This is a genomic window from Streptomyces sp. NBC_01716 (genome assembly GCF_036248275.1).
GTDB lineage: Bacteria > Actinomycetota > Actinomycetes > Streptomycetales > Streptomycetaceae > Streptomyces.
Genome location: NZ_CP109181.1, coordinates 3,252,278 through 3,276,696, shown reverse-complemented (window position 1 = coordinate 3,276,696; position 24,419 = coordinate 3,252,278). Strand labels below are relative to the sequence as shown.

The following is a 24,419-nucleotide window of genomic DNA, read 5'->3' as shown; positions in this document are numbered from 1 at the left end:
TCGGCCGCGCCATGATGGAACGCCGGACCATGGAGCCGCGCCCCGGCTGGCAGCAGACCGTCGAGGAGCAGGGTCTCGTCTATCCGCTCACCCGCTACCCGGACGACTCCCTGCGTCCGTACTGGGACGAGAGCGCCTACTACGTCTTCTCCCTCCCCGAGGTCGAGGCCCTCGAAGTCGTGGTCGAGGAGTTGCACGCGATGTGCCTCGCCGCCGCCGGGCACATCGTCGAACACCACCGCTTCGCCGATCTCGGGATCACCGACCCCCGAGTGGCCGCGCTGGTCGCCGAGTCCTGGCACCGCAGGGACGAACTGCCCTCCATCTACGGCCGGTTCGACCTCCGCTACGACGGCACCGGCCCGGCCAAGATGCTGGAGTACAACGCCGACACCCCCACTTCCCTGGTCGAGGCCGCCAGCCCCCAGTGGTTCTGGATGGAGGAACGCTTCCCCGGCGCCGACCAGTGGAACTCCCTCCACGAACGGCTCGTCGAGGCCTGGCGCCGCCAGGCCCATCTCCTTCCCCCTGGCCCCCTGCACTTCGCCCACTCCGACGGCGACGAGCTGGGCGAGGACCTGATGACCGTCGCCTATCTCCGCGAGACGGCCCAGCAGGCAGGCCTCGACACCGAGGCGCTGTCCGTCGAACAGATCGGCTGGGACAAGCTGACCGGCCGTTTCGTCGACGAGCGGCTGCGTTTCATCCGCAGCTGCTTCAAGCTGTATCCGTGGGAGTGGCTGACCACGGACCGTTTCGGCCCCCAGGTCATCGACACGCTCGACAACGGCGGCGGCACCGGCAGCACCTGCTGGATAGAGCCCGCCTGGAAGATGCTCCTCTCCAACAAGGCGCTGCTGGCGATCCTCTGGGAGCTCTACCCGGACCACCCGAACCTGCTGCCCGCCTACCTCGACGGACCGCGTGAACTCGCCCTCGACGGGGGCTATGTCTCCAAGCCCCTGCTCGGCCGCGAGGGTGCCGGAGTCACCGTCCACGAGCCGGGCCACGCCCCGGTCGTACGCCAAGAGGCCTGCTGCTACCAGGCGTTGGCGCCACTGCCCGACTTCGACGGCAACCGCGTCGTACTCGGCGCCTGGGTCGTCGAGAACGAGGCGGCGGGCCTGGGGATCCGCGAATCGTCGGGCCTGATCACGGACGAGTACGCCCGCTTCCTCCCGCACGTCATCCTCTGAGGCGTGTCCGGGCGATCTCTCTCCGAGCCCTGCGAAGATCGCCCGGACGGGACTTCTCAAACATGCCCTAACGGGTCAGGACCGCCCGCAGCTGGTCCAGGCCCCAGTCCAGGTCCTCCTTGCTGATCACCAGCGGCGGGGCGATCCGGATCGTCGACCCGTGGGTGTCCTTCACCAGCACCCCCCGGTCCATCAGCTTCTCGGAGATCTCCCGGCCCGTGCCGTACGACGGAGCGATGTCCACGCCCGCCCAGAGCCCCCGGCCGCGCACCTGCTCCACCGCGCCGCCGGTCGTCATCAGCCCCAGCTCATGGTGGAGATGATCACCAAGCTCCGCCGCCCGCTGCTGGTACTCACCGGAGCGGAGCATCGCGATCACCTCAAGGGCCACCGCACACGCCAGCGGATTCCCGCCGAACGTCGAGCCGTGCTCCCCGGGCCGGAACACCCCGAGGATCTCGGCCGACGACACCACGGCCGACACCGGCACGACCCCGCCGCCGAGCGCCTTGCCCAGCACATACATGTCGGGCACCACGCCCTCGTGCTCGGAGGCGAAGGTCTTTCCGGTCCGGCCCAGACCGGACTGGATCTCGTCGGCGATGAACAGCACATTCCGTGCCCGGGTCAGCTCACGTACACCCGCGAGATAGCCCGGCGGCGGCACCAGCACCCCCGCCTCGCCCTGGATCGGCTCCAGCAGGACGGCGACGGTGTTGTCCGTCATGGCGGCGTCGAGCGCGGCGAGATCCCCGTAGGGAACGATCTCGAAGCCCGGCGTGTAGGGCCCGTAGTCCGCGCGGGCCTCCTCGTCGGTGGAGAAGCTGATGATCGTGGTCGTACGCCCGTGGAAGTTGTCCGCCGCGACGATGATCTTGGCCGTTCCGCCGGGCACCCCCTTCCTCCGGTAGCCCCACTTGCGGGCCGTCTTCACGGCGGTCTCCACCGCCTCCGCGCCCGTGTTCATCGGCAGCACCATCTCCATGCCGCACAGCTCGGCGAGCTGAGTGCAGAAGTCGGCGAACCGGTCGTGGTGGAACGCCCGTGAGGTGAGCGTCACCCGCTCCAGCTGGGCCTTGGCGGCGTCGATCAGGCGTCGGTTGCCATGGCCGAAGTTGAGCGCCGAGTAGCCGGCGAGCATGTCGAGGAAGCGGCGTCCCTCGACGTCGGTCATCCATGCGCCGTCCGCCGAGGCGACGACGACGGGCAGCGGGTGGTAGTTGTGCGCGCTGTGCGCCTCCGCAGAGGCGATGGCACTCTCCGTTGTCGCCACGGGTTCTCCGTTCGGTCGGGACAAGCCATCCGGTCGGGGCGGGGTGATGCCCCTGTTTCTATGGTCACTCGCCAGTGTGGACGAAGAAACCTTGCCCCCGGCGTGGCCTGGGAGACAACCCCAGGAGCGGGGCCGGTCGGATCACGCGTCCGGCGGCCACGCCACCTCCCGTGTGATCACGCCTTTGACACACCGCTCACCGGAGATCCGTTCCCGACCTGAGGGCGTCACCTGAGAGAATGTTCAGCATGGCCACTCGTCCTCGCGCGCTCTCCGGTATCCAGCCCACCGCAGGCTCGTTCCATCTCGGGAACTACCTCGGTGCGATCAGGCAGTATGTGGCGCTGCAAGAAACCCACGACGCGTTCTACATGGTCGTGGACCTGCACGCGATCACCATGCCGCAGGAACCCGCCGACCTGCGCGCCAACACCAGGCTCGCCGCCGCGCAGCTCCTCGCCGCCGGCCTCGACCCCCAGCGCTGCACTCTGTTCATCCAGAGTCATGTACCCGAACACGCCCAGCTCGGCTGGGTGATGAACTGTCTGACGGGCTTCGGCGAGGCCTCCCGGATGACGCAGTTCAAGGACAAGTCGGCGAAGCAGGGCGCCGACCGCGCGACCGTCGGACTCTTCACCTATCCGATCCTCCAGGTCGCCGACATCCTGCTCTACCAGGCGGACTCGGTCCCCGTCGGCGAGGACCAGCGCCAGCACGTCGAGCTGACACGTGACCTCGCCGAGCGGTTCAACACCCGCTTCGGGAGTACGTTCACGATCCCGAAGCCGCACATCGTCAAGGAGGTCGCGAAGATCTACGACCTCCAGGACCCGTCGATCAAGATGAGCAAGTCCGCGTCCACGCCGAAGGGCCTGGTCAACCTGCTCGACGACCCCAAGGCCACGGCGAAGAAGATCAAGAGCGCCGTCACCGACACGGGCACCGAGATCCGTTTCGACGCGCAGGCCAAGCCGGGCATCAGCAACCTCCTCACGATCTACTCCACCCTCACGGGCGCGGGCATCGCGGATCTTGAGCAGCGGTACGAGGGCAAGGGATACGGCGCCCTGAAGGTGGACCTGGCCGACGTCATGGTCGACTTCGTCACACCGTTCCGGAGCCGTACCCAGGAATATCTGGACGATCCCGAGACGCTGGACTCGATCCTGGCCGCCGGCGCGGAGAAGGCCCGCGCGGTCGCCGCGGAGACCCTCGCCCAGGCGTACGACCGGATCGGCTTCCTGCCCGCCAAGCACTGAACCCCTCCGGGGCGGGCGGGCCGGGACCGGTCCGCCCGCCCCGGTCGGACGCCCGGCCCCTTACCGCATCCGGGCCGCCCGCGTACTGCTGACCAAGGACCCTGGCCAGCCGGGCGGTACGAGCGTCACACTGACGCAGGGACGGAATCGGCCACGCGGCACCGCCTCACCGGGCAGGACACACGCAGCACGCACCACTCGCACACACAAGGACTGAGGAGAACGACGTGGGGACCGTAACGCTCGGCGTTTCGATCGCGGTCCCGGAGCCGTACGGCAGCCTGCTCCAGGAGCGCCGCGCGGGCTTCGGCGATCCCGCCGCGCACGGCATTCCCACCCACGTCACGCTCCTGCCGCCGACCGAGGTCGACGCCGCGACGCTGCCCACCATCGAGGCCCACCTCGCCTCGGTCGCCACGGCGGGCCGCCCCTTCCCGATGCGGCTCTACGGCACGGGCACCTTCCGCCCGCTGTCGCCGGTGGTATTCGTCCAGGTCGTCGAGGGTGCCGCGGCGTGCACCTGGCTCCAGAAGCGGGTCAGGGACGCGTCGGGGCCGCTGGTGCGGGAGCTCCAGTTCCCGTACCACCCCCATGTGACCGTGGCGCACGGCATCTCCGAGGAGGCGATGGACCGGGCGTACGAGGAGCTGGGCGATTACACCGCCCGCTGGAGCTGCGCGTCCTTCGGGCTCTACGAGCAGGGCGCCGACGGCGTGTGGCGGATGCTGCACGAGTACGCCTTCGGGGGCGGTACGGAGATCTCGGGAGTGCCCTCGCAGAGCACCCCCGTCGATCTGCCCGCGACCTCGTCCCTGCGGCAGTAGCCGGCGCCCTCCTGAAGAAGGCCGTCAGACCGGCAGCCGCCGGAAGAGCGACCTCGGCAGATGCCTCACCAGCGACATCGCCACCCGCAGCGCCCCCGGCACCCACACCGTCTCCGAGCGCCGCCGCAGCCCCAGCTCCACGGCCACAGCGACCGCCTCCGGGGTCGTGGCCAGCGGTGTCTCCTCCCGCCCCGCCGTCGTCCTCGTCCGTACGAAGCCGGGCCGCACGACCATCACATGCACCCCGGTGCCGTACATCGCGTCCCCGAGCCCCTGCGCGAACGCGTCCAGGCCCGCCTTGCTCGACCCGTAGATGAAATTGGCGCGCCGCGCCCGCTCACCGGCCACCGACGACAGCACCACCAGCGATCCGTGCCCCTGCGTCTGCATCGCCGCCGCGCACACCAGACCGGCCGAGACCGCCCCCGTGTAGTTGGTCTGCGCGACCCTGACGGCGGAGGCCGGATCCGCCTCGTCGTGCGCCTGGTCGCCGAGTACGCCGAAGGCGAGCAGCGTCATGTCGATGTCGCCCTCCGCGAAGACCTTGCCCAGCACCTCGGCGTGCGAGGCCGGGTCGAGCGCGTCGAAGTCGACCGTGCGGACGTCAGCGCCCTGGGCGCGGAGATGGTCGGCGGCGGCGTCGAGCGCGGCCGAGGCGCGGCCGGCCAGCCAGACCGTACGCGTACGGCGCGCGATCAGCCGACGTGCCGTGGCCAGCGCGATCTCGGACGTCCCGCCGAGGACGAGCAGGGACTGCGGAATGCCGAAGGCGTCCTTCATGGTGCGGTGCTCCTTGCAGCGAGGGTGCGGGGCGAGGGCCACGGACGGATCAGTGGGGTCGGAGGGCCGGCTGGATTCGGGGGCCCGGGGCGTCAGATCGAGAGCCGGCGGGAGAGATCGGAGACGAAGACCGCGCGCGGGTCGAGTTCGGCCCGCAGCGCCCGGAACTCGTCCAGCCGCGGATACATCGCGGCCAGCAGTTCGGGCCGCAGCCGCGAGTCCTTCGCGAGACAGACCCGGCCCCCGGCGGCGGCGACGTCCTCGTCCAGCTCGTCGAGGAAGGGCCCAAGACCGGTCCGGTCGGCGGGGACGTCCAGGGAGAGGGTCCAGCCGGCCATGGGGAAGGAGAGCCAGCCGGGATCGCCCGCGCCGAACCGCTTGAGTACGGCGAGCGGGGCGGGACAGCCGCGCCGGACGATGCGCCGCACGATCCGGATCAGCGCCTCCTCCTGGCCGTGTCCGACGACGAACTGGTACCGGACGAAGCCGCCGCGTCCGTACAGACGGTTCCAGTGCGGCACTCCGTCCAGCGGGTGGAAGAAGGCCGAGATGCGCTGGAGTTCACCGGTCCGTGCGCGCCCCGCCCCGCGGTACCAGAGCTCGTTGAAGAGCCCGGCCGCCGTCCGCCCCAGCAGCCCCTGGGCTACGTAGGAGGGCGCGCCGGGCAGCTGTCCGGGCCGGAAGGCGAGCGGCTGTCTGCGGGCGCGGGCCGCCGCCCCGCGGCTGCCCCACTCGCCCCAGCCGCCCAGGCCGCCGCGTCCCCGCGCGGCATGCGCGGACAGCGCGTCAAGTGTCGTGTGTTCGCCGTGCGTGAGGACCGAGCGTCCCAAGGAGGAGCCGCCGGCGAGCAGATCGATCCAGGCGACCGAGTAGCGGTGGTGCCGGCCGGACGTGGTGAGACGGTCCATCAGATCGTCGAGGTCCGTGGCGCGTTCGGTGTCGACGGACATCAGGGAGGTCTCGACGGGGTGCAGCCGGAACGTCGCGCTGAGGATCACTCCCGTCAGCCCCATGCCGCCCGCCGTCGCGTCGAACAGGGGCGTGCCGGGGACGACCGTCGTCACGTCGCCGTCGGCGGTGAGCAGGTCCAGGGAGAGCACGTGGCGGGAGAACGCGCCCGACACCTGGTGGTTCCTGCCGTGGACGTCGGAGCCGATCGCCCCGCCGACCGTGACATGACGGGTCCCGGGCGTCACCGGCACGAACCAGCCCAGCGGCAGCAGCACTTCCATCAGCCGGTGCAGGCTGATCCCCGCCTCGCACTCGACGATCCCGGCCTCGGCGTCGACGGACAGGACGCGGTCCAGGGCGGTCATGTCGATGAGGGAGCCGCCCGCGTTCTGCGCCGCGTCGCCGTACGCGCGGCCGAGACCGCGCGGGATGCCGCCGCGCGTACCGCAGTCGCGTACGGCGCGGGCCGCCTCCTCATAAGAACGCGGCCGTACGAGACGGGCGGCGGCCGTGGGGGCGGTGCGGCCCCAGCCGGTGACAGGGTCGGCGATCTCGGCAGGCATGGTCGAGACGGTATCGCCCTAAACGTCATTCTTTGCGTTGTAAGCCGTATTTGCCGCTGTACTCGTATGAATGGGTGGTTGGGTGGGTGTCGGTGAACGATGACGTGAGGACCGGCTTTCGGGGTACCTGACCGTTGGTTCTCCGATCCGAGGGCAGGTCTCCGTCATGGACTGGCTGAAAAAACTCCCCGTCGTCGGCCCCCTCGTGGCCGGGCTGATGCTGACCCACGCCTGGCGTTCCTTCGAGACCCTCGAACGCACCCACTGGACCAGGCTCGCGGCGGCGATCACCTTCATCAGCTTCCTGGCGCTCTTCCCGCTGATCACCGTCGGCGCGGCGATCGGGGCCGCGCTGCTGAGCACGGACGAGCTCGACCGTCTCAAGCACAACATCACCGAGCAGGTACCCGGTATCTCCGACCAGCTGGACATCAACTCACTGGTCCAGAACGCGGGAACGGTGGGGCTGGTGGCCGGTGCCCTGCTGCTGTTCACCGGCGTCAGCTGGGTCGGCCAGGTGCGGGGGTGTCTGCGCGCCGTCTGGGAGCTGGACGACGTGAACGAGGGCAACCCCTTCCTGCAGAAGGGCAAGGACACGATCATCCTCGTCGGCCTGGGCGTCACCGGTCTCGTCTCGATCGGCGCGTCGGCCCTCGGCTCCACGGCCGTCAGCTGGACCGCCCGTCAGCTCGGTATCAAGGAGGACGGCGTGGGCGATGTCCTCCTCCAGATCGCGGCGATCGCGCTCGCCGCCGCGGCGGCCTTCCTGATCCTGCTGTACGTACTGACGCTGATGCCCGGCGTACGGCCGCCGCGGCGCCGGCTGATCGTCGCGGCCGTCATCGGCGCGCTCGGCTTCGAAGCGCTCAAGCTGCTGCTGGGCGGCTATGTGCGGGACGTCGCGGGCAAGAGCATGTACGGCGCGTTCGGGGTGCCCGTCGCGCTGCTGCTGTGGATCAACTTCACGGCGAAGCTGACGCTGTTCTGCGCGGCCTGGACGGCGACACCGAGCCACCCGAGCGGGGACGAGCAGCCGACGGGACCGCCGGACGGAGCGGCGGACGCGCCGAGTGCGGGAGGCTTCCCGCCGCCCGGCGCGACGCGTATACGCCCTAGCGGCCCGGCAGGCGCTTGACCAGGTCCGGCAGTGGCCAGCGGCGGTTGACCAGGAACACGGCCGCCGCCAGCAGCAGCAGCGCGCCGCCCGCGATGGCCACCGCGATTCCCATGCCGCTGGACCCCGACGCGGAAGCCTTGTCGCCGAGCCCGGCCTGGTCCGTACCGCCGCTGCCCCCGGCCTCGCTCTTGTCGCCCGAGTCGTCCCCGACAGCCTCCTTGTCGGAGCCGCCGTCGGCCGTTCCGGGCTTCACCAGCTCGCCGATCGGTTCGACCTTTCCGGCGGCGGTGAAGCCCCAGTCCAGCAGCCTGGCCGTCTCCTGGTAGACCGCAAGACCCTCCTCCTCGGACGGGTTCATGACCGTCACCAGCAGGACCCTGCCGTCGCGCTCGGCGACACCGGTGAAGGTCGACCCCGCGTTGGTGGTGTTGCCGTTCTTGACCCCGGCGATCCCTTTGTACGGGTCGAGGCCGGAGTCCCCGGTCAGCAGCCGGTTGGTGTTCTGGATCTCGAACGTCTCCCGCTTCGGGGCCTTCTTGCCCTTCTTCGGCTTCTTCTCCTCGCCGGGGAACTGCACCCGGACCGTCGACGAGTACTCCCGGAAGTCCTTCTTCTGCAGCCCGGAGCGGGCGATCAGGGTGAGGTCGTACGCGCTGGAGACCTGCCCCTTCTCGTCGTAACCGTCCGGCGAGACGACATTCGTGTCGAGCGCCTTCAGTTCGGCCGCGTGCTTGTTCATGTCGGCGACCGTCTTGCCGACGCCGCCGTTCATCTGGGACAGCACATGCACCGCGTCGTTGCCCGAGCGCAGGAAGACACCCATCCACAGGTCGTGGACGGTGTACGTGCTGTTCTCCTTCACGCCGACCAGACTGCTGCCCTCGCCGATGCCGGCCAGGTCCTCGGGCGTCACTTTGTGGGACTCGGTCTTCGGCAGCACGGGCAGGACCGTGTCCGCGAACAGCATCTTGAGCGTCGAAGCGGGCGGCAGCCGCCAGTGCGCGTTGTGCGAGGCGAGGACATCGCCGCTCTCGGCGTCCGCGACGATCCAGGACCTGCCGGTCAGCTTCTTCGGCAGCACGGGCACGCCGGGGGCGAGATTCACCTGGGTGCCGGGTTTGCCGAGGAGAGTGCCGCCGACCGTCGACATCGCCGCCGGCGGCTTCGGCTGCTTGTCCTCGGACTTCTCCGTGTTCGCGTCGTTCGCGTCGTCCGCCAGAACGGGCGCGGCGGTCAGAACGGGCAGCAACGCGGCGGCAAGGACCGTCAAGGCGGTCTTTCTCAGTGCGGACACGGTCGAAAACGTACATGGCCTGACGGGTGATCCGAACACCGGCGGGCGGACCGGCCGCCTCCACCGCTGGGACAGAGCACTTTCCGGCCACCCGCGTGGCACCGTTCCGGCGGCCTCGCCGCCCTCCCGGCCGGGCCGCCCCCGGCGAAGCGGTGGGGAGGGCTCCGGCGATACTGGATTCATGAAGCTCAGCCGCCCCGTGTCCTGGTTCCTGCTCGCCTTCGGGGTGTGGAGCTGGTTCATCTGGATCACTTTCGTCAAAAATCTGTGGCAGGACGGCAGCGGACTCGCCTTCGACGACGCCGGTGACCCCACGGGTTACTTCTGGGTGCATCTGCTGCTCGCCATCACGTCCTTTCTTCTGGGGACGGGGGTGGGGGCGGTGGGGTTCCGTGGAGTCCGCGCCTGGCGCGGCGAGTTGAGGAACGAACGCGGTGACGAGCACGTAGTACAGAGACAGCGACAGGGATAAAAAGGGGAATCGGCTCGTGATCGTGGTGGTAGTCCTGATGGCGCTTGTCGCTGTCACATTGGTGGCGGGCGCGCATTACTACATATGGCGGCGCCTGGTCCGCGACACGACGGCCGCGGGGGGTACGGCCCGCAAGGTCGGCACCGCCGTGCTGGTCCTGCTGCCGGTCCTGACCGTCGCCGGTGTGGGGTTGGGCCGGGGCGAGGCGTTGCCGTTCTCCCTGAAGCAGATCCTCGGCTGGCCCGCGTACATGTGGCTGGCGATGCTGATGTATCTGCTGCTGGCGCTGCTGGTGGGCGAAGCCGTACGGCCGCTGCTGAGCCGGGTGCTCGACCGTCGGGCCGCAGCCGCGGGGGGTACGGCGACGGCCACCGAGCCCGCGCCCGCCGAGGAGCCGGTGACCGTGGGCGCGGGCGCCGGGGCGGGCACCCCGGCCGGCCCGGGTACCGACACCGCTCCGGCCGCCCAGGCCGCCGATCCCTCCCGGCGGCTCTTCGTCTCCCGCGTCGTCGGCGGCGCCGCTGCCGCCGCCGCGCTCGCCACCGTCGGGTATGGCACGGCGAACGTACTGCGCGGCCCCACCGTCAAGCGCGTCACGGTCCCGCTCGCGAAGCTGCCGCGCGCCGCGCACGGCTACCGGATCGCCGTCGTCAGCGACATCCACCTCAGCCCGCTGCTGGGCCGGGCCCACGCGCAGCGTGTCGTGGACACCATCAACTCCACCAACCCCGACCTCATCACGATCGTCGGCGACCTGGTCGACGGGACCGTCGCCGACCTGGGCTCGGCGGCCGAGCCGCTGGCCCAGCTGACGGCGCGGCACGGGTCGTACTTCGTCACCGGTAACCACGAGTACTTCGGTGACGCGGGCGAATGGGTCGACCACGTACGCGAGTTGGGCGTGCACCCGCTGGAGAACGCCCGCGTGGAGATCGCCGGATTCGATCTGGCGGGCGTCAACGACATCGCGGGCGAGGAGGAGGGCGAGGGCCCGGACTTCAAGAAGGCGCTCGGCGGACGCGACCCGGCGCGCGCGTCGGTGCTGCTCGCGCACCAGCCCGTCGTCATCCACGACGCGGTGAAGCACGGCGTCGACCTGCAACTGTCGGGTCACACGCACGGCGGCCAGATGTGGCCGGCGACCTACATCGCCCAGGCCGCCAACCCGACCCTGGCGGGCCTTGAGCAGTACGGCGACACGTCGCTCTACGTGACACGCGGGGCGGGCGCGTGGGGCCCGCCGGTACGGGTCGGCGCCCCCTCGGACGTCACGGTCGTCCAACTCGCCTCCCGCCAGGCCTGAACAGCCGGCGGGACACGGAGACCGGGACGGCGTACGGGGAAGGGCGGCGGGCCCCGCACGTCATCTCGGCAGTGTCACCGTCACCGCCAGGCCCGTTCCCGGGGACGTTCGGATCGAGACCTCGCCGCCGTGGGAGCGCACCACCGCGTGGACGATCGACATGCCGAGGCCGCTGCCCGCGCCGCCACCGCCCGCCCGGAAGAAGCGGTCGAATATCCGGTCCGCGTCCTCGTGGGCCATCCCCGGGCCGTCGTCGGAGACGCACAGCCGGACCACGCCCTCGTCCGAGCGGCCCAGTTCCACCCGGACGGGGGCTTCGGGCGGTGTGTGGGTGCGGATGTTCGCCAGCAGGTTGCCGATGACCTGCCGCAGCCCTGACTCGTCCGCCTGGACCAGCACCGAGCCCGCCGCCGCCACGTCGAGCGGCCGGTCGGGCTGCTGCGCACGCAGGTCGTCCGCCGCGTCGCGGACCAGCCGGCTCAGGTCCACCGGGCGCAGCCGCAGCACCGGCCGCTGGTCCAGCCTTGCCAGGGTGAGCAGTTCGTCGACGAGCCGGCCCATCCGGTCCGCCTCGCCGGTCATCCTGGCGAGCGCGCGGGTGCGTTCCGCCGGTTCGGCGAGCATGCCCTTCTCGTACAGCTGGAGGTAGCCGCGGATCGCGGACAGCGGCGTACGCAGCTCGTGCGACGCGTCCGCGACGAACCGCCGCAGCTGCGTCTCGCTGCGCTCGCGCGTCACGTACGCCGACTCGACCTGCTGGAGCATGGAGTTGAGGGCGAGCCGCAGCTGCTCGATCTCGGTGACCGGGTCGCGCCGGCCCGGGACCCGGCGGGTCAGGTCGCCCTCGGCGATGGCCGTCGCCGTCTCGACCATGTCCCCGAGCGGCCGCAGCGTACGGTTCGCGCCCATCAACGTGATCAGGGCGAGCAGCACCAGCAGCAGACCGCCGATCGCGGTGTCGAACTTCAGCGCCAGAAAGAGGCTCTCCCGCACCGCCTTCGTGGACGTCGACATCAGTACGGTCGAACCGTCGCTGAGATGGGCCCCCACCACCCGGTACGGCTCGCCGTCCACCATCACGTCGCGGACGCCGGCCTCCCGGCTCAGTGCCGTCGGATCGGTGACCGCCCACGCCAGTTGGCGCTGCCGCTCGGTCACCTCGATCCCGGCGAAGTTGATCGGCCGGCGCTCCGCGTCGATGAGGACGAAGAGCGAGTCGGGGGCCGGCAGCATGCCCGTGCCCGACCGGCGCGGGGATATGTTCTCCACTATCGTCGCGAGCGAGCTCAGCGACTCGATCTGACTGACCGTCAACTCCGTACGCTCCAGCCCGTCGCGGGACATGGTCAGTTCGGAGTCGATGGCCTGGAGCAGATAGTGCCGCAGACCGAAGAGGCTGACCGCCGTCGCTATCGTGATCCCCAGAGCGAGCAGCACCACATTGATCAGCGTCAGCTTCGTACGCAGCGAATGCGTACGGCCGGTCCGGGCAGTCCCCCCAAGCCCCGTCACGACGCACCCGGGCTCGCGAGACCGTAGCCCACCCCGCGTCTCGTCATGATCAACGGCGGCCCGTACCGGTCGAGTTTGCGCCGCAGATAGCTGATGTAGGTCTCCACCACCGTGGACTCCGCCGCGTGCTCGTACCGCCACACATGCCGCAGCAACTGCTCCTTGGTCACCACCGCACCCGCGTTGCGCACCAGGAACCTCAGCAGCGCGTACTCGGTCGGGGTCAGATCCACCGCGCGCCCCGCCCTGCGCACCGTGTACGTCGCCTCGTCCAGCTCCAGATCGCCGTACCGCAGCGGCGGCCGTACCGCGATCCGGTCGCCGGGCAGGGTCCTGCGCAGCACCGCGCGGACCCGGGCGACCACCTCGTCCACGTTGAACGGCTTGGTGATGTAGTCGTCGCCGAGCGACAGCCCGCCGACGATCTCCGCGGGCGCGTCCCGCGCCGTGAGGAAGACGACCGCCATCTCCGGGCGGGAGAGCCGCAGTTGGCGGGCGATGTCGCGGCCGTCGCCGTCCGGGAGCATCACGTCGAGCAGCGCCACGTCGGGGCGCGTGCGACGTACGGCCTCGGCCGCCTCCCGTACCGAGCCCGCCACCACCACCTCGAACCGGTGGTAGCGCAGCGCGATGGTCAGGACGTCGGCGATGCTCGGCTCGTCCTCGACGAGCAGCACGGTGGCCGCCGGGTCCGGCGAGCCGCCGTCCGGCGAGCCGCCGTCTCTTGTGCCACCGTCCGCCGCGCCGGCATCCGTCTGGGCTGGATCCGTCATGGCACCAGTATCCGTACGCCGCCCGTTCCGATCGCCGGGCGCCGTCTTGGAGTTCCTTGAGAGTCGGGCCGCCGACCCGGCCCCCGCCCGTGCCGCCCCCCGATTCTGGAGCTGTCCGAAGCGGCCGGCCATGAGCGGAAGGAACAGATCGTGGAGGCATGGGCACGGTGGTGCTACCGGCGCAAGCTGCTGGTCCTGGCGCTGTGGGTGTCGGCCCTGGCCGGTCTCGGCGTGGCCGGGACCGCCGCGGGCGGCGACTACGCCAACATGTTCGGCATCCCCGGCACCGACTCGTCCCGCGCGTACGACCGGATGGCCGAGGTCTTCCCGGAGAGCGCGGGTGACACGGTCAACGTCGTGTGGCGCGTCGACTCGGGGGCCGTCGGCGACAGTTCCGTACAGGACCGGCTCGAACCCGCACTCGACCGCATCGCCTCCCTGCCCGGCGTCGGCGACGTCGCGGGGCCGTACGGTCCCGGCCCCGGCGGCGCCGCGCGGATCAGCGAGGACGGTCGGACCGCGTACGCGCAGGTGACCTTCGCCCAACAGGCCGACGCCGTACCGCAAGAGCTCGTCCAGGACGTCGTGGACACCGCGCGGGGCGCCGAGCGCGCCGGGCTCCAGGTCGAACTCGGCGGGCAGGCCATCACCCGTATCTCCGCACCGCCCACCGGTATCGCCGAGGTGGTCGGCATCCTCGCCGCGGGCGTCGTCCTCTTCCTGGCCTTCGGCTCGCTCTTCTCGATGCTGCTGCCGATCACCGTCGCGATCTTCGGCGTCGGTACCGGCCTCATGTCGACGCTGCTGCTGAGCCATGCCGTCGACGTGCCCGAAGTCGCCTCGCTGCTCGGTTCGTTGATCGGCCTCGGGGTCGGCATCGACTACGCGCTGTTCATCGTCACCCGGCACCGCAGAGCCCTGCTCGGCGGCAGAACACCCGAGGAATCGGCCGTCCAGGCGCTCAACACGGCGGGCCGCGCGGTGCTTTTCGCGGGCGGCACCGTCTGCGTCGCACTCGCCGGCATGCTCGTGACGCGGATGAGCTTCCTCGAAGGCGTCGTCATCGCCACGTCGTTGACCGTCGTCCTCAGCGTGCTGGCCGCGATCACCCTGCTGCCCGCGCTCCTCTCACTCCTGGGCGAGCGGGTGCTGAGCCCCCGTCAGCGGCGCAGGCTCGCCGACGAGGGACCGGCGCCCGCCGAGGCGAAGGGCGCGGCGGCCCGCTGGTCGGCCGCCGTACAGGAACGCCCCAGGGCCGTCGCGGCGGTCGCGGTCGTCCTGATGGCCGCGCTGGCGATCCCGGTCCTGTCCCTGCGGCTCGGCGCGACCGACCAGGGCAACCATCCCGAGGACCGCACCACCCGGCAGGCGTACGACCTGCTCGCCGACGGCTTCGGCCCCGGCTTCAACGGACCGCTCCAACTCGTCGCGGAGACAGGCGCACTCGGCGCCCCCGGTGACCCGGACGTGAAAGCCGCCGTGGACGCGCTGGTCGAACGGGTCGGCGCCGACGACGGCGTGGCGATGGCCGCCGCCATGCCTCTCCCGGCCGGCTCCGAGGTCCCCGTGACGGTCGTCCAGGTCGTCCCCACCACCTCGCCGCAGGACGTGCGGACGGACCAGTTGATCGACCGGCTGCGCGACGACGTCATCCCCGGCTCCGGCATGGAGGTCCATGTCGGGGGAGTGACCGCCGTGTTCAAGGACTTCTCCTCGGTCACCGCCGACCGGATGCCCCTGTTCATCGCCACGATCATCGGCCTCGGCTTTCTCCTGCTGCTCCTCGCCTTCCGCTCCGTGGTGGTGCCGCTGACGGCCGCCGTCATGAACCTGGTCGCCGCCGCCGCGTCCTTCGGGGTGCTGGTCGCGATCTTCCAGTGGGGCTGGGGGGCCGAGCTGCTCGGCTTCGGCAGGGAGGGCCCGATCACCGCGTTCCTGCCGGTGATCATGCTGTCGATGCTCTTCGGGCTCTCGATGGACTACCAGGTCTTCCTCGTCAGCCGTATGCACGAGGAGTGGGTGCACACGAAGGACAACGCCCGCGCGGTGCGGGTCGGGCTCGCCGAGACCAGCAGTGTCATCATCTCGGCCGCGCTCATCATGATCTGCGTCTTCGGCGCGTTCGTGCTGAGCGGCGACACCGAGGGGGCCGTGGCCGGGGTCGGGCTGGCCGCCGCCGTCGCGCTGGACGCGTTCGTCCTGCGTACGGCGCTGGTCCCGGCGTCGATGCACCTGCTCGGAAAGGCCAACTGGTGGCTGCCGGGCTGGCTGGAGGAGCGGTTGCCGCACCTGGCGGTGGAGGCCCCGGAAGCCCCCGAGGCGGCCCGGCGGACGACGGCCGAGGACCCCGGCATCGGCACGGAGAAGACAATGGTCTCCGGCGGCACCACCGTCGTACACGGCTTCGTCCTCGACGACGAGGGCATGCCCGTCGCCGACGCCGTACTGACCCTTCTCTCGCCCGCGGGCAGGCAGCTCGACCGCGTGGCGACCCTCGCCGACGGCGGGTACATCCTCAGCGTCCCGGCCGGCGGCTCGTACCTGCTCGCCGTGACCTCCGACCTGCACGAACCGTGGACCCGGCACATCCTGGTCGGCGGCGAGCCGCTGATCCACGATCTGACGCTCAGTCCTTCGCCGGCCGCGTCACCATCGCACCCGGCATGAACTCCAACAGCAGTTCGTGGAGTTGACGTACGACGGGACGCAGCAGCCGGTACCGGGAGAGCGCTATCACGCGGGCGACGACCGGCGTGGCACGCACGACCAGACGGCGGCTGCGCCCGGTGCCCTCCGTACGGTCGTACACCCAGTACAGGACCAGACCCATCTGCGTCAGCCACAGCAGATGCGGCAGCTGCTCCGCCAACTGGGGGTCGATCCGGGCCGACGAGCCGGCGAGCACCCGCTCGTGGATGGCCACGGCGGCCTCACGGGCCGGGGCCGAATCCGGCGAGAAGGGGCTGAGCGGGCTGTCGGGGTCGGCGGCGTTCTTGAAGAACTGCGCGGCGAAGCGGTGGTACGGCTCCGCGATGTCCAGCCAGGTCAGCAGGACGCGCGTCAGGCGGACGGCCAGATCCGTCTCGTCCGCGAGCACCGGCCTGACGGCTGCCTCGTGCTCGGCGGCTATTCGGTCGTAGAAGCCCTGGACGAGATGTTCTTTGGAGGAGAAGTAGTAGTACGCGTTCCCGACGGAGACGCCGGCCTCCTGGGCGATGGACCGCATGGTCGTCCGGTCGTAGCCCTTCTCCTCGAAGAGGCGCAGCGCGGTTTCGAGGATGAGTGTGCGGGTCTGCTCGCTCCGGGAGGCCTTGATGTCGTCTCTGTCCTTCGGTCCGTCGGGGCCCTTCGCCGCCCTCGCGCCGGGCGGGCCTGAACGGTGGAGCCACGCCGCACCACCCGTCGGAACATGATGCCGTCCGCCGTCTCTTCGGGAAGAGTCGGGCCCATGATGCGCGCGGAGGATGTGCTGGCCGTCCTGGATCTGCTCGACCGGGCCGGCGTCGAGGTCTGGCTCGACGGCGGCTGGGGCGTCGACGCCCTCCTGTGCGAGCAGACCCGTCCCCACGAGGACCTGGACGTCGTCGTACGCGCGGAGAGCCTGGCCCACCACGAACGGACCATGCGCGACCACGGCTTCAGACTGCTGCGCGAGGACGGGCCGTACAGCCAGGTGCTGGTGGACGACACCGGCCGAACGGTCGACGTCCGCGCGGTGGACCTGGGCGCCACCCGGAAGGACGAGCACGGCGCACTGGTGCACGGGGCAGGCGGGCTGCCCTTTCCGGTGGGCTCGCTGACGGGCAGCGGCCGGGTCCGGGGCCGCCGGGTCGGCTGCGGCACGGCGGAGTACCAGATCGTCTCGCACACCGGGTACGCGATCGGAGAGGACGACGAACGTGACGTCCTGGCCCTGCACCACCGCTTCGGCGTACCGCTGGCCGGGCGGGTGCGTGCGTGGCACGAGGCGGAGGGGTGGGGCGTGCTGGACGCCGCCAACCTCCGCGAGGACGTGTGGGCGCACTTCTCCGCCGTCGCCGGTGAGGACTACGCCGAGCCGGCGGTGGGTCAGGCCGTCACCTTCTCCGTGGAGGAGTCGGAGCGGGACGGCTACCGCCGGCGCGCGGTCACGGTCTGGCCGGAAGGCACGGCCCCCGAAGGCACGGCACCCGGCGGCGCCGCGCCCTCCACCGTCACATCGTGCTGAGCGAACGGGCGTAGCTGATCTGCCCCATGACGATCTGGAAGCTGTCCGGACCGGTCGCGGGCAGCATCGTCGAGTGGTGCTTGCCGCCGCTGGTCACCGTGACCTGGATGAACCCGGTGGTCTTCTTCTCCTTCATCAGGAGGAAGAGCAGACCGAGCAGACAGAAGAGGAAGAAGATGACCGCCAGGATGATGGCGTGCGTCGGGATCTTCTCCTCCGTCCGCGACATGTCGGTCGCGTTCCACACCGCGCCGCGCAGCGGCAGCGTGCCGGACGGCGTGACGATGCCGTCGTTCATGACGGTGATGTCCCCGATCGACACCAGCGGCTGGCCGCCCCCGGACGCGGGAACGAGCTGTCCGCCGGCCAGCGTCGGGTCGTACGCCGGGCTGCCCTGACCGGGATAGCCGTACCCCGGCGCCGGGTTGGGATAGCCGTAGCCGGGCTGGGTGGGGCCCCATCCATAGGCCCCGTCCCCGTCCGGATTCGGGTTCGGATTCGGCTGGCTCATGTCTCCCCGCTTCCCCTGCTGCTGCTTGGTCCAGGGCCCCCGTTCGGGGCATCCCTGGCTGAATCCTGGCACAGAAAGGGCCCGTACCGTACGGGCCGTTACGGCTTTGTACGGAAACGGGCCCTCACCGCGCGGGCGGGCGCCGGGCGTTGGCGTCGGGCGCCCGCCGCCGATGCCGAGCGCTCAGAAGCGCCGTGTGATCAGCGCGCGCTTCACTTCCTGGATCGCCTTGGTGACCTCGATACCGCGCGGGCAGGCGTCGGTGCAGTTGAACGTCGTGCGGCAACGCCACACACCGTCCTTGTCGTTGAGGATCTCAAGACGCTGCTCGCCCGCCTCGTCACGCGAGTCGAAGATGAACCGGTGCGCGTTCACGATGGCCGCCGGGCCGAAGTACTGCCCGTCGTTCCAGAACACCGGACACGACGACGTGCACGCCGCGCAGAGGATGCACTTCGTGGTGTCGTCGAACCGCTCGCGGTCCTCCGCCGACTGGAGCCGCTCGCGCGTCGGCTCGTTCCCGGTGGTGACCAGGAACGGCATCACGTCGCGGTACGCCTGGAAGAACGGCTCCATGTCCACGACCAGGTCCTTGAGGACCGTGAGGCCCTTTATGGCCTCGACCGTGATCGGCTTCGTGGCCCCGGTCTTCTTGTCGAACGACGTGATGTCCTTGATCAGCGTCTTGCACGCGAGCCGGTTCCTGCCGTTGATCCGCATCGCGTCCGAGCCGCAGATCCCGTGCGCGCAGGAGCGCCGGAAGGTCAGCGAACCGTCGACGTCCCACTTGATCTTGTGGAGCGCGTCGAGCACACGCTCCTTGGGGTCGATCTCTATCGAGAAGTCCTCCCAGCGGGACTCGTCGGAGATCTCGGGGTTGAAGCGGCGGATCCGCAGTGTGACCGTGATGTACGGCGAGGCCTCGGTGTCGTCCTCGACCTTGTCCAGCAGGGGTGTTGCCATCAGTACTTACGCTCCATCGGCTGGTAGCGGGTCTGGACGACCGGCTTGTAGTCGAGACGGATGGACTCCGTGCCGTCGTCGCCGACCTCGCGGTACGCCATGGTGTGGCGCATGAAGTTCACGTCGTCCCGGTTGGGGAAGTCCTCGCGGTAGTGACCGCCGCGCGACTCCTGGCGGGCGAGCGCCGACACGGCCATCACCTCGGCCAGATCGAGCAGGTTGCCCAGCTCGACGGCCTCCAGCAGATCCGTGTTGAAGCGCCGGCCCTTGTCCTGGATGGACACGCGCAGATAGCGGTCGCGCAGCTCGCCGATCTTCTCGACGGCCGTCTTGATCGTCTGCTCGGTGCGGAAGACCATGACGTTCGCGTCCATCGTCTCCTGGAGCTCGCGGCGGATGTCCGCCACCCGCTCGGTGCCCGTCGATTCGCGCAGCCGCTCGACCTGCGCCTCGACCAGCTCGGCCGGGTTCTCGGGGAGTTCGACGTGGTCGTGCTTGGCCGCGTACTCGGCGGCGGCGATTCCCGAGCGCCTGCCGAAGACGTTGATGTCGAGCAGCGAGTTGGTGCCCAGGCGGTTGGCGCCGTGCACCGACACGCACGCGACCTCGCCGGCCGCGTACAGACCGGGCACGACCGTCGTGTTGTCGCGCAGGACCTCGCCCTGGACGTTGGTCGGGATGCCGCCCATCGCGTAGTGCGCGGTGGGCTGGATCGGGATCGGGTCCGTGTACGGCTCGATGCCCAGGTACGTACGCGCGAACTCGGTGATGTCGGGGAGCTTGGCGTCCAGCTGCTCCGGCGGCAGGTGCGTCAGGTCGAGGTAGACATGGTCGCCCTCGGGACCGCAGCCGCGGCCCTCGCGGATCTCGGTGTAGATCGACCGCGAAACCACGTCACGCGAGGCGAGGTCCTTCATGACGGGCGCGTACTTCTCCATGAAGCGCTCGCCGTCCTTGTTGCGGAGGATGCCGCCCTCACCGCGGGCGCCCTCCGTAAGGAGGATGCCCATGCGCCAGATGCCCGTGGGGTGGAACTGGAAGAACTCCATGTCCTCCAGCGGCAGTCCGCGCCGGTAGCAGGCCGCCTGGCCGTCACCGGTGAGCGTGTGCGCGTTGGAGGTCACCTTGAAGAACTTGCCGGTGCCGCCGGACGCGTAGATGACCGACTTCGCCTGGAAGACATGGATCTCGCCGGTGGCCAGCTCGTACGCGACCACGCCCGCCGACGTCTTGACGCCGCCGATCTCCACGAGCAACTGGTCGAGGACGTAGAACTCGTTGAAGAACTCCACGCCTTCCTTGACGCAGTTCTGGTAGAGCGTCTGGAGGATCATGTGGCCGGTGCGGTCCGCCGCGTAGCAGGACCTGCGGACCGGGGCCTCGCCGTGGTTACGGGAGTGGCCGCCGAAGCGGCGCTGGTCGATGGTGCCGTCCGGCGTCCTGTTGAACGGCAGACCCATCTTCTCCAGGTCCAGGACCGCGTCGATGGCCTCCTTCGCCAGGATCTCGGCGGCGTCCTGGTCGACCAGGTAGTCGCCGCCCTTGATCGTGTCGAAGGTGTGCCACTCCCAGTTGTCCTCCTCCACGTTGGCGAGCGCGGCGGCCATGCCGCCCTGCGCGGCGCCCGTGTGGGACCTGGTGGGATACAGCTTCGTCAGCACGGCGGTACGGCTGCGCTTGGTCGACTCGATGGCCGCGCGCATTCCGGCGCCGCCGGCGCCGACGATGACGGTGTCGTACTTATGGATCTTCATTGCTCTCGTCAGCCCCGGGCCTTAGCGGATGTTCGGGTCGAAGGTGAAAATCACCAGCGTGCCCAGAAGGATGGTGAACACCGTCGCGGTGTACAGCAGGCCCTTGAGCCACAGGCGGGTGTTGGCACGCTCCGCGTAGTCGTTGATGATCGTGCGCATGCCGTTGCCGCCGTGCAGCATCGCCAGCCACAGCATCAGCAGATCCCAGGTCTGCCACCACGGGGACGCCCAGCGGCCGGCCACGAAGGCGAAGCCGATCTTGGCCACGCCGCCGTCCAGCACCAGTTGGATGAGGAGATGGCCGACGACCAGGACGACGAGGACGACGCCGGACAGGCGCATGAACAGCCAGGCGGCCATCTCGAAGTTGCCGCGCGTCGCCTTGGGGGTCTTCGCGGTGCGTTTGCGCGGCGGCTCGATGAGCGGAGCCGGGTGGTCGGCGTCGAAGACGTTCACGCTCTCGACGGGACTGATCGCGGCCGTGGAGCCGGTCGCGTTGGTGTCTGCGGACATCGGGTCAGCTCCCCCAGAGTTCGCGTGCGGCATGGCCGAGTACGGGGTAGATGGCGCCCAGCATGAGGACGAGCCAGACACCCAGGACGCTCCAGAGCATCTGCTTCTGGTAGCGCGCGCCCTGGGACCAGAAGTCCACGGCGATGACGCGCAGGCCGTTGAGCGCGTGGAAGAGGACGGCGGCCACGAGGCCGTATTCCAGTACGCCGACGATGGGCGTCTTGTAGGTCGCTACGACATCGTCGTAGGCCTCGGGGGAGACGCGGACGAGTGCGGTGTCCAGCACATGGACGAACAGGAAGAAGAAGATGGCGACGCCGGTGACTCGATGAGCCACCCATGACCACATTCCTTCCCGGCCGCGGTACAGCGTTCCAGCCGGCACGGAAAAGCCCTCCGGGAGCGGGGATCGGGGCCGGCCGCCATCTTCTACTCGATGAAGCACAGTGGTGTCGGTCGCGCCCGGCCGGGTACGGTCCACCGGCCCTGGCCATCGTAGCGACGCTTTGTCGGCTCGATTGCCCGGGGGCCCGCTCGTGTGATCAAACAGGTGGTCAAACAGCCACGGACGGGCTATCCGGACGGCCGTAGTCGTTCGATTCCTGCGAAACGCGGGGAGCGGGCGCCTCCGCTCTGCGGGGCGCCGGGGGGAGGCCGGGGTGGCCGCCGGGCTCGTGTCCGGCGTTATTCACCAGGCGTGCGACCCTTGATCGCGCGAGCCGGCGCAGTTCGTCGGCGGCGACGGCGCGTTCCTCGTCGGGGTCGTGGGCCAGCCTCTCGCGGATCCTGGTCAGCATCTGGTTCAGACGTTCCTCGGGGCGGTAGTGGTCGAGACTGATGACGAACGCGTGGCCGAAACCGCTCTCGTACGCCGCGTGTGCCGCCCGCAGCGCGGTGCGGGCCGCGAGCGGCGCCCCGTGGTGCGGGCCGGCGGACGTCTCGTGGGCCAGGGCGCCGGCGAGGTCGGCCCTGGACAGGTCGTAGCTCGCCTCGTCGGCGGCGGCGAGGAGCGCGTCGACGGTCGGGTACGGACGGTGGTCGGCGAGCCGGCGGGCCCAGCGGCGGTTTCCGCAGCAGGCCAGCAGCGCGTTCTCGACGGTGTCTGCCGGGGCGGCGTTGAAGCGTGCCAGACCGGCGTGGGAATCGCTGGACAGCGTGGGGCTCCTCGGACGCGGCGTCACGGCTCGGGCGGCCCAGGACCGGAGGCTCAGCCGGCGACTCCGGACGGGCGGCCGAACGGGTGACAGGAGGTGACAGGCGTGGTGACGGAAGTGAAGGCAGATAAGGGCGAGACGAATGTTTCGTCACGCTATCGAGGGCCGGTGGCGGGCGCCCGACAGATGCGCGAATTTCACCCGGACGTGACGTCTTCGGCTCGCGCGATGGGCGGGGACATGGGACGTTCGCCCTACTTCCTTCCTATTTCTCCTACCAGGGACGGTCAGGCATGAGGTGGAACTCCCCGGGGACTCTGGTGGGCGGCGCCGCTGTCGTGGCGGCCGCCGTCACCCTCACGGTGGTGGCCTGGCCCGACACCACCCCCTCCGACCGCGGCGCGCCGACGGGTACCGCCGCCGACGCGTCGTCGGCCCGGTCCGACACCCGCCCGGCCGCACCCACCCCCTCGGGCAGCTTCGCGCTCTCGAAGGCGCCGCGCACCGTGCCCTCCGTACGGGAGCACGAAGCGGCCCGCGGCCCCGGCTGGCGGCCCGGCGGTGACAGCGGCGTCGTCATCGCGAAGAACAGCGGGAAGCTGGCCGACGAGGGCAAGCTCCTCGCGTCGGAGCTGAAGATCGACTACCGGGGCGCGGTCGCGGCCAAGGCCGGTGACGTCGAACTGGCCCTGGAGTCGGGCAAGCAGGCGGGCCCCGAGTCGTACACCCTCACCGCACGCGACGGACGCGTCCGGATCGCCGGACCCGACGAGGCCGGGGTCTTCTACGGGACGCGCACGCTCAAGCAGTCCGTACTCGCGGACGGCGCGATACCGGAGGGCGTCGTACGGGACCGGCCCGACCGCCCGCAGCGCGGACTCAACCTGGACATCGCGCGCAAGTACTACACACCCGGCTGGATCGAGGACCGGCTGCGCGAGATGGCCGACCTCAAACTCAACCAGCTGGGCCTGCACTTCTCCGACGACCAGGGCTTCCGTATCGCCTCGGACACCCACCCCGAGATCGTCTCGGCGCAGCACCTCACCAAGGCCCAGGTCCGCGGGATCATCGCCCTCGCGAGCCGGCTGCACATCACCATCATCCCGGAGATCGACTCACCGGGGCATCTGGGCGCCGTCATGGCACCCCATCCCGAGCTCCAGCTCCGGAACGCGAACGGGCAGATCACCCGCGGTGCCATCGACATCTCGAAGCCCGCCGCGGCGAAGATCGTGGACGAACTCCTGCGTGAGTACGACACGTTGTTCCCCGGGCCGTTCTGGCACATCGGCGCCGACGAATACCAGGCGCTCGTGGTCCGGAACCCCGAGGCGTCCTTCCCCCAACTGGCCGCCGCCGCACGGAAGAAGTACGGCGCCGACGCCACGGTGCAGGACCTGGCGACCGGTTGGATGAACGACCGCGCGGCCGTGGTCCGGCCGAAGAAGCGGGACGTCCAGGCCTGGAACGACGGCTTCTTCGCCGGCGGTGTCGTCAAGGCCGACCAGGACCTCCAGGTCAACTACTGGACGGGCAGGGAGATCGGTGCGCGGCCCCCGCTGGACTATCTGCGCGAGGGCCGGCCGGTGGTGAACCTCAACGACGAGTTCCTCTACTACGTGCTCGGCCAGCCGAACAACTTCGTGTACCCGACCGGGCAGCGGATCTACGAGCAGTGGACCCCGTTCGTCCTGCGCGGCACGACCCCGGTGCCCCGGAAGTACTCGAAGCAGATCCTCGGCGCGCGGTTCGCGGTCTGGGGCGACATCGCGAGCGCGCAGACCCAGGACCAGGTGGCGGCCGGGATCCGGCTGCCACTGGCGGCGATGTCGCAGAAGGTGTGGAACCCGGTCGAACCGTCGCTCACCTGGCCCCAGTTCAGGGCGCTGGCGAACAAGGTGACCGAGTAGCCCGATTGAGGACGTAGCGGTCGCTGGGCGGGTCTTCCTCACGAACCGAACCTATTTTTCTGAGCCATCAGTGACGTTTTTCAGCCG

General features: G+C 70.1%; 22 protein-coding genes. 9 read left to right on the top strand and 13 right to left on the bottom strand.

Annotation, left to right across the window (positions count from 1 at the left end):
- Positions 1-14: 14 nt before the first annotated feature.
- Positions 15-1,196, top strand: coding sequence for a glutathionylspermidine synthase family protein (locus OIE74_RS14170; protein ID WP_329392292.1), 1,182 nt, complete (start codon positions 15-17; stop codon positions 1,194-1,196).
- Positions 1,197-1,263: 67 nt separating this feature from the next.
- Here the strand turns inward: OIE74_RS14170 and rocD are convergent, their stop codons facing one another.
- On the bottom strand, positions 1,264-2,469 hold the full coding sequence (gene rocD / locus OIE74_RS14165) for an ornithine--oxo-acid transaminase (protein WP_329382809.1): 1,206 nt from the start codon (positions 2,467-2,469) through the stop codon (positions 1,264-1,266).
- 239 nt (positions 2,470-2,708) lie between these two features.
- Here rocD and trpS point away from each other — a divergent pair, with 239 nt between their 5' ends.
- Positions 2,709-3,728: a tryptophan--tRNA ligase gene (gene trpS / locus OIE74_RS14160; protein WP_443076110.1), complete on the top strand. Its 1,020-nt coding sequence runs from the start codon at positions 2,709-2,711 to the stop codon at positions 3,726-3,728.
- A 227-nt stretch (positions 3,729-3,955) separates the two neighbouring features.
- Entirely contained in the window at positions 3,956-4,552 is a 597-nt protein-coding gene (locus OIE74_RS14155) for a 2'-5' RNA ligase family protein (RefSeq protein WP_329382805.1), read from the top strand.
- 24 nt (positions 4,553-4,576) lie between these two features.
- Here the strand turns inward: OIE74_RS14155 and OIE74_RS14150 are convergent, their stop codons facing one another.
- Both OIE74_RS14150 and OIE74_RS14145 read right to left on the bottom strand, forming a co-directional pair.
- On the bottom strand, positions 4,577-5,332 hold the full coding sequence (locus tag OIE74_RS14150; protein WP_329382802.1) for a decaprenylphospho-beta-D-erythro-pentofuranosid-2-ulose 2-reductase: 756 nt from the start codon (positions 5,330-5,332) through the stop codon (positions 4,577-4,579).
- A 92-nt stretch (positions 5,333-5,424) separates the two neighbouring features.
- Entirely contained in the window at positions 5,425-6,846 is a 1,422-nt protein-coding gene (locus OIE74_RS14145) for an FAD-binding oxidoreductase (RefSeq protein ID WP_329382799.1), read from the bottom strand.
- A 166-nt stretch (positions 6,847-7,012) separates the two neighbouring features.
- On the opposite strand from OIE74_RS14145, the gene OIE74_RS14140 reads away from it, so the two are divergent.
- Positions 7,013-7,981 (top strand): YihY/virulence factor BrkB family protein, encoded by a 969-nt coding sequence (locus OIE74_RS14140; RefSeq protein WP_329382796.1) that lies wholly within the window; start codon positions 7,013-7,015, stop codon positions 7,979-7,981.
- On the opposite strand, the gene OIE74_RS14135 is transcribed toward OIE74_RS14140, so the two are convergent.
- On the bottom strand, positions 7,959-9,257 hold the full coding sequence (locus OIE74_RS14135; RefSeq protein ID WP_329382793.1) for a D-alanyl-D-alanine carboxypeptidase family protein: 1,299 nt from the start codon (positions 9,255-9,257) through the stop codon (positions 7,959-7,961). The two genes, OIE74_RS14140 and OIE74_RS14135, sit on opposite strands and share 23 nt — an antisense overlap.
- A gap of 181 nt (positions 9,258-9,438) precedes the next feature.
- Here OIE74_RS14135 and OIE74_RS14130 point away from each other — a divergent pair, with 181 nt between their 5' ends.
- Positions 9,439-9,729 carry an SCO4848 family membrane protein gene (locus OIE74_RS14130; RefSeq protein ID WP_189107532.1) on the top strand — a complete coding sequence of 97 codons (291 nt, stop codon included), beginning with the start codon at positions 9,439-9,441 and terminating at the stop codon, positions 9,727-9,729.
- Positions 9,730-9,751: 22 nt separating this feature from the next.
- Entirely contained in the window at positions 9,752-11,032 is a 1,281-nt protein-coding gene (locus OIE74_RS14125; RefSeq protein ID WP_329392291.1) for a metallophosphoesterase, read from the top strand.
- Between the two features lie 60 nt (positions 11,033-11,092).
- Here the strand turns inward: OIE74_RS14125 and OIE74_RS14120 are convergent, their stop codons facing one another.
- Together OIE74_RS14120 and OIE74_RS14115 are read right to left on the bottom strand one after the other, a co-directional pair.
- Complete coding sequence (locus OIE74_RS14120) at positions 11,093-12,544, bottom strand: sensor histidine kinase (RefSeq protein WP_329382788.1); 1,452 nt, start codon at positions 12,542-12,544, stop codon at positions 11,093-11,095.
- Entirely contained in the window at positions 12,541-13,221 is a 681-nt protein-coding gene (locus tag OIE74_RS14115; protein WP_329392290.1) for a response regulator transcription factor, read from the bottom strand. Before OIE74_RS14115 ends, OIE74_RS14120 begins: the two co-directional genes overlap by 4 nt.
- Positions 13,222-13,467: 246 nt before the next feature.
- Between OIE74_RS14115 and OIE74_RS14110 the strand changes: the two genes are divergently transcribed.
- Positions 13,468-15,984 (top strand): MMPL family transporter, encoded by a 2,517-nt coding sequence (locus tag OIE74_RS14110; RefSeq protein WP_329382785.1) that lies wholly within the window; start codon positions 13,468-13,470, stop codon positions 15,982-15,984.
- Here OIE74_RS14110 and OIE74_RS14105 read toward each other — a convergent pair.
- Complete coding sequence (locus OIE74_RS14105) at positions 15,944-16,633, bottom strand: TetR/AcrR family transcriptional regulator (protein ID WP_329392289.1); 690 nt, start codon at positions 16,631-16,633, stop codon at positions 15,944-15,946. The genes OIE74_RS14110 and OIE74_RS14105 overlap by 41 nt on opposite strands.
- Before the next feature lie 132 nt (positions 16,634-16,765).
- On the opposite strand from OIE74_RS14105, the gene OIE74_RS14100 reads away from it, so the two are divergent.
- Complete coding sequence (locus OIE74_RS14100) at positions 16,766-17,524, top strand: cold-shock protein (RefSeq protein ID WP_329382782.1); 759 nt, start codon at positions 16,766-16,768, stop codon at positions 17,522-17,524.
- Here the strand turns inward: OIE74_RS14100 and OIE74_RS14095 are convergent.
- The 6 genes from OIE74_RS14095 to OIE74_RS14070 all read right to left on the bottom strand — a co-directional run bounded on the left by OIE74_RS14095 (position 17,511) and on the right by OIE74_RS14070 (position 22,446).
- On the bottom strand, positions 17,511-18,035 hold the full coding sequence (locus OIE74_RS14095) for a hypothetical protein (protein WP_329382779.1): 525 nt from the start codon (positions 18,033-18,035) through the stop codon (positions 17,511-17,513). The two genes, OIE74_RS14100 and OIE74_RS14095, sit on opposite strands and share 14 nt — an antisense overlap.
- Before the next feature lie 183 nt (positions 18,036-18,218).
- Complete coding sequence (locus tag OIE74_RS14090) at positions 18,219-18,998, bottom strand: succinate dehydrogenase iron-sulfur subunit (RefSeq protein ID WP_329382776.1); 780 nt, start codon at positions 18,996-18,998, stop codon at positions 18,219-18,221.
- Positions 18,998-20,752: a succinate dehydrogenase flavoprotein subunit gene (sdhA, locus tag OIE74_RS14085; RefSeq protein WP_329382774.1), complete on the bottom strand. Its 1,755-nt coding sequence runs from the start codon at positions 20,750-20,752 to the stop codon at positions 18,998-19,000. The genes OIE74_RS14090 and sdhA overlap by 1 nt, the downstream gene beginning before the upstream one ends.
- A gap of 21 nt (positions 20,753-20,773) precedes the next feature.
- Entirely contained in the window at positions 20,774-21,265 is a 492-nt protein-coding gene (locus tag OIE74_RS14080; RefSeq protein ID WP_329382772.1) for a succinate dehydrogenase hydrophobic membrane anchor subunit, read from the bottom strand.
- 4 nt (positions 21,266-21,269) lie between these two features.
- Positions 21,270-21,650 carry a succinate dehydrogenase, cytochrome b556 subunit gene (sdhC, locus tag OIE74_RS14075; RefSeq protein ID WP_329382768.1) on the bottom strand — a complete coding sequence of 127 codons (381 nt, stop codon included), beginning with the start codon at positions 21,648-21,650 and terminating at the stop codon, positions 21,270-21,272.
- 169 nt (positions 21,651-21,819) lie between these two features.
- Positions 21,820-22,446 (bottom strand): 2-oxo-4-hydroxy-4-carboxy-5-ureidoimidazoline decarboxylase, encoded by a 627-nt coding sequence (locus OIE74_RS14070; RefSeq protein WP_443076109.1) that lies wholly within the window; start codon positions 22,444-22,446, stop codon positions 21,820-21,822.
- 266 nt (positions 22,447-22,712) lie between these two features.
- Here OIE74_RS14070 and OIE74_RS14065 point away from each other — a divergent pair, with 266 nt between their 5' ends.
- On the top strand, positions 22,713-24,332 hold the full coding sequence (locus OIE74_RS14065; RefSeq protein WP_329382765.1) for a beta-N-acetylhexosaminidase: 1,620 nt from the start codon (positions 22,713-22,715) through the stop codon (positions 24,330-24,332).
- Positions 24,333-24,419: the final 87 nt, after the last annotated feature.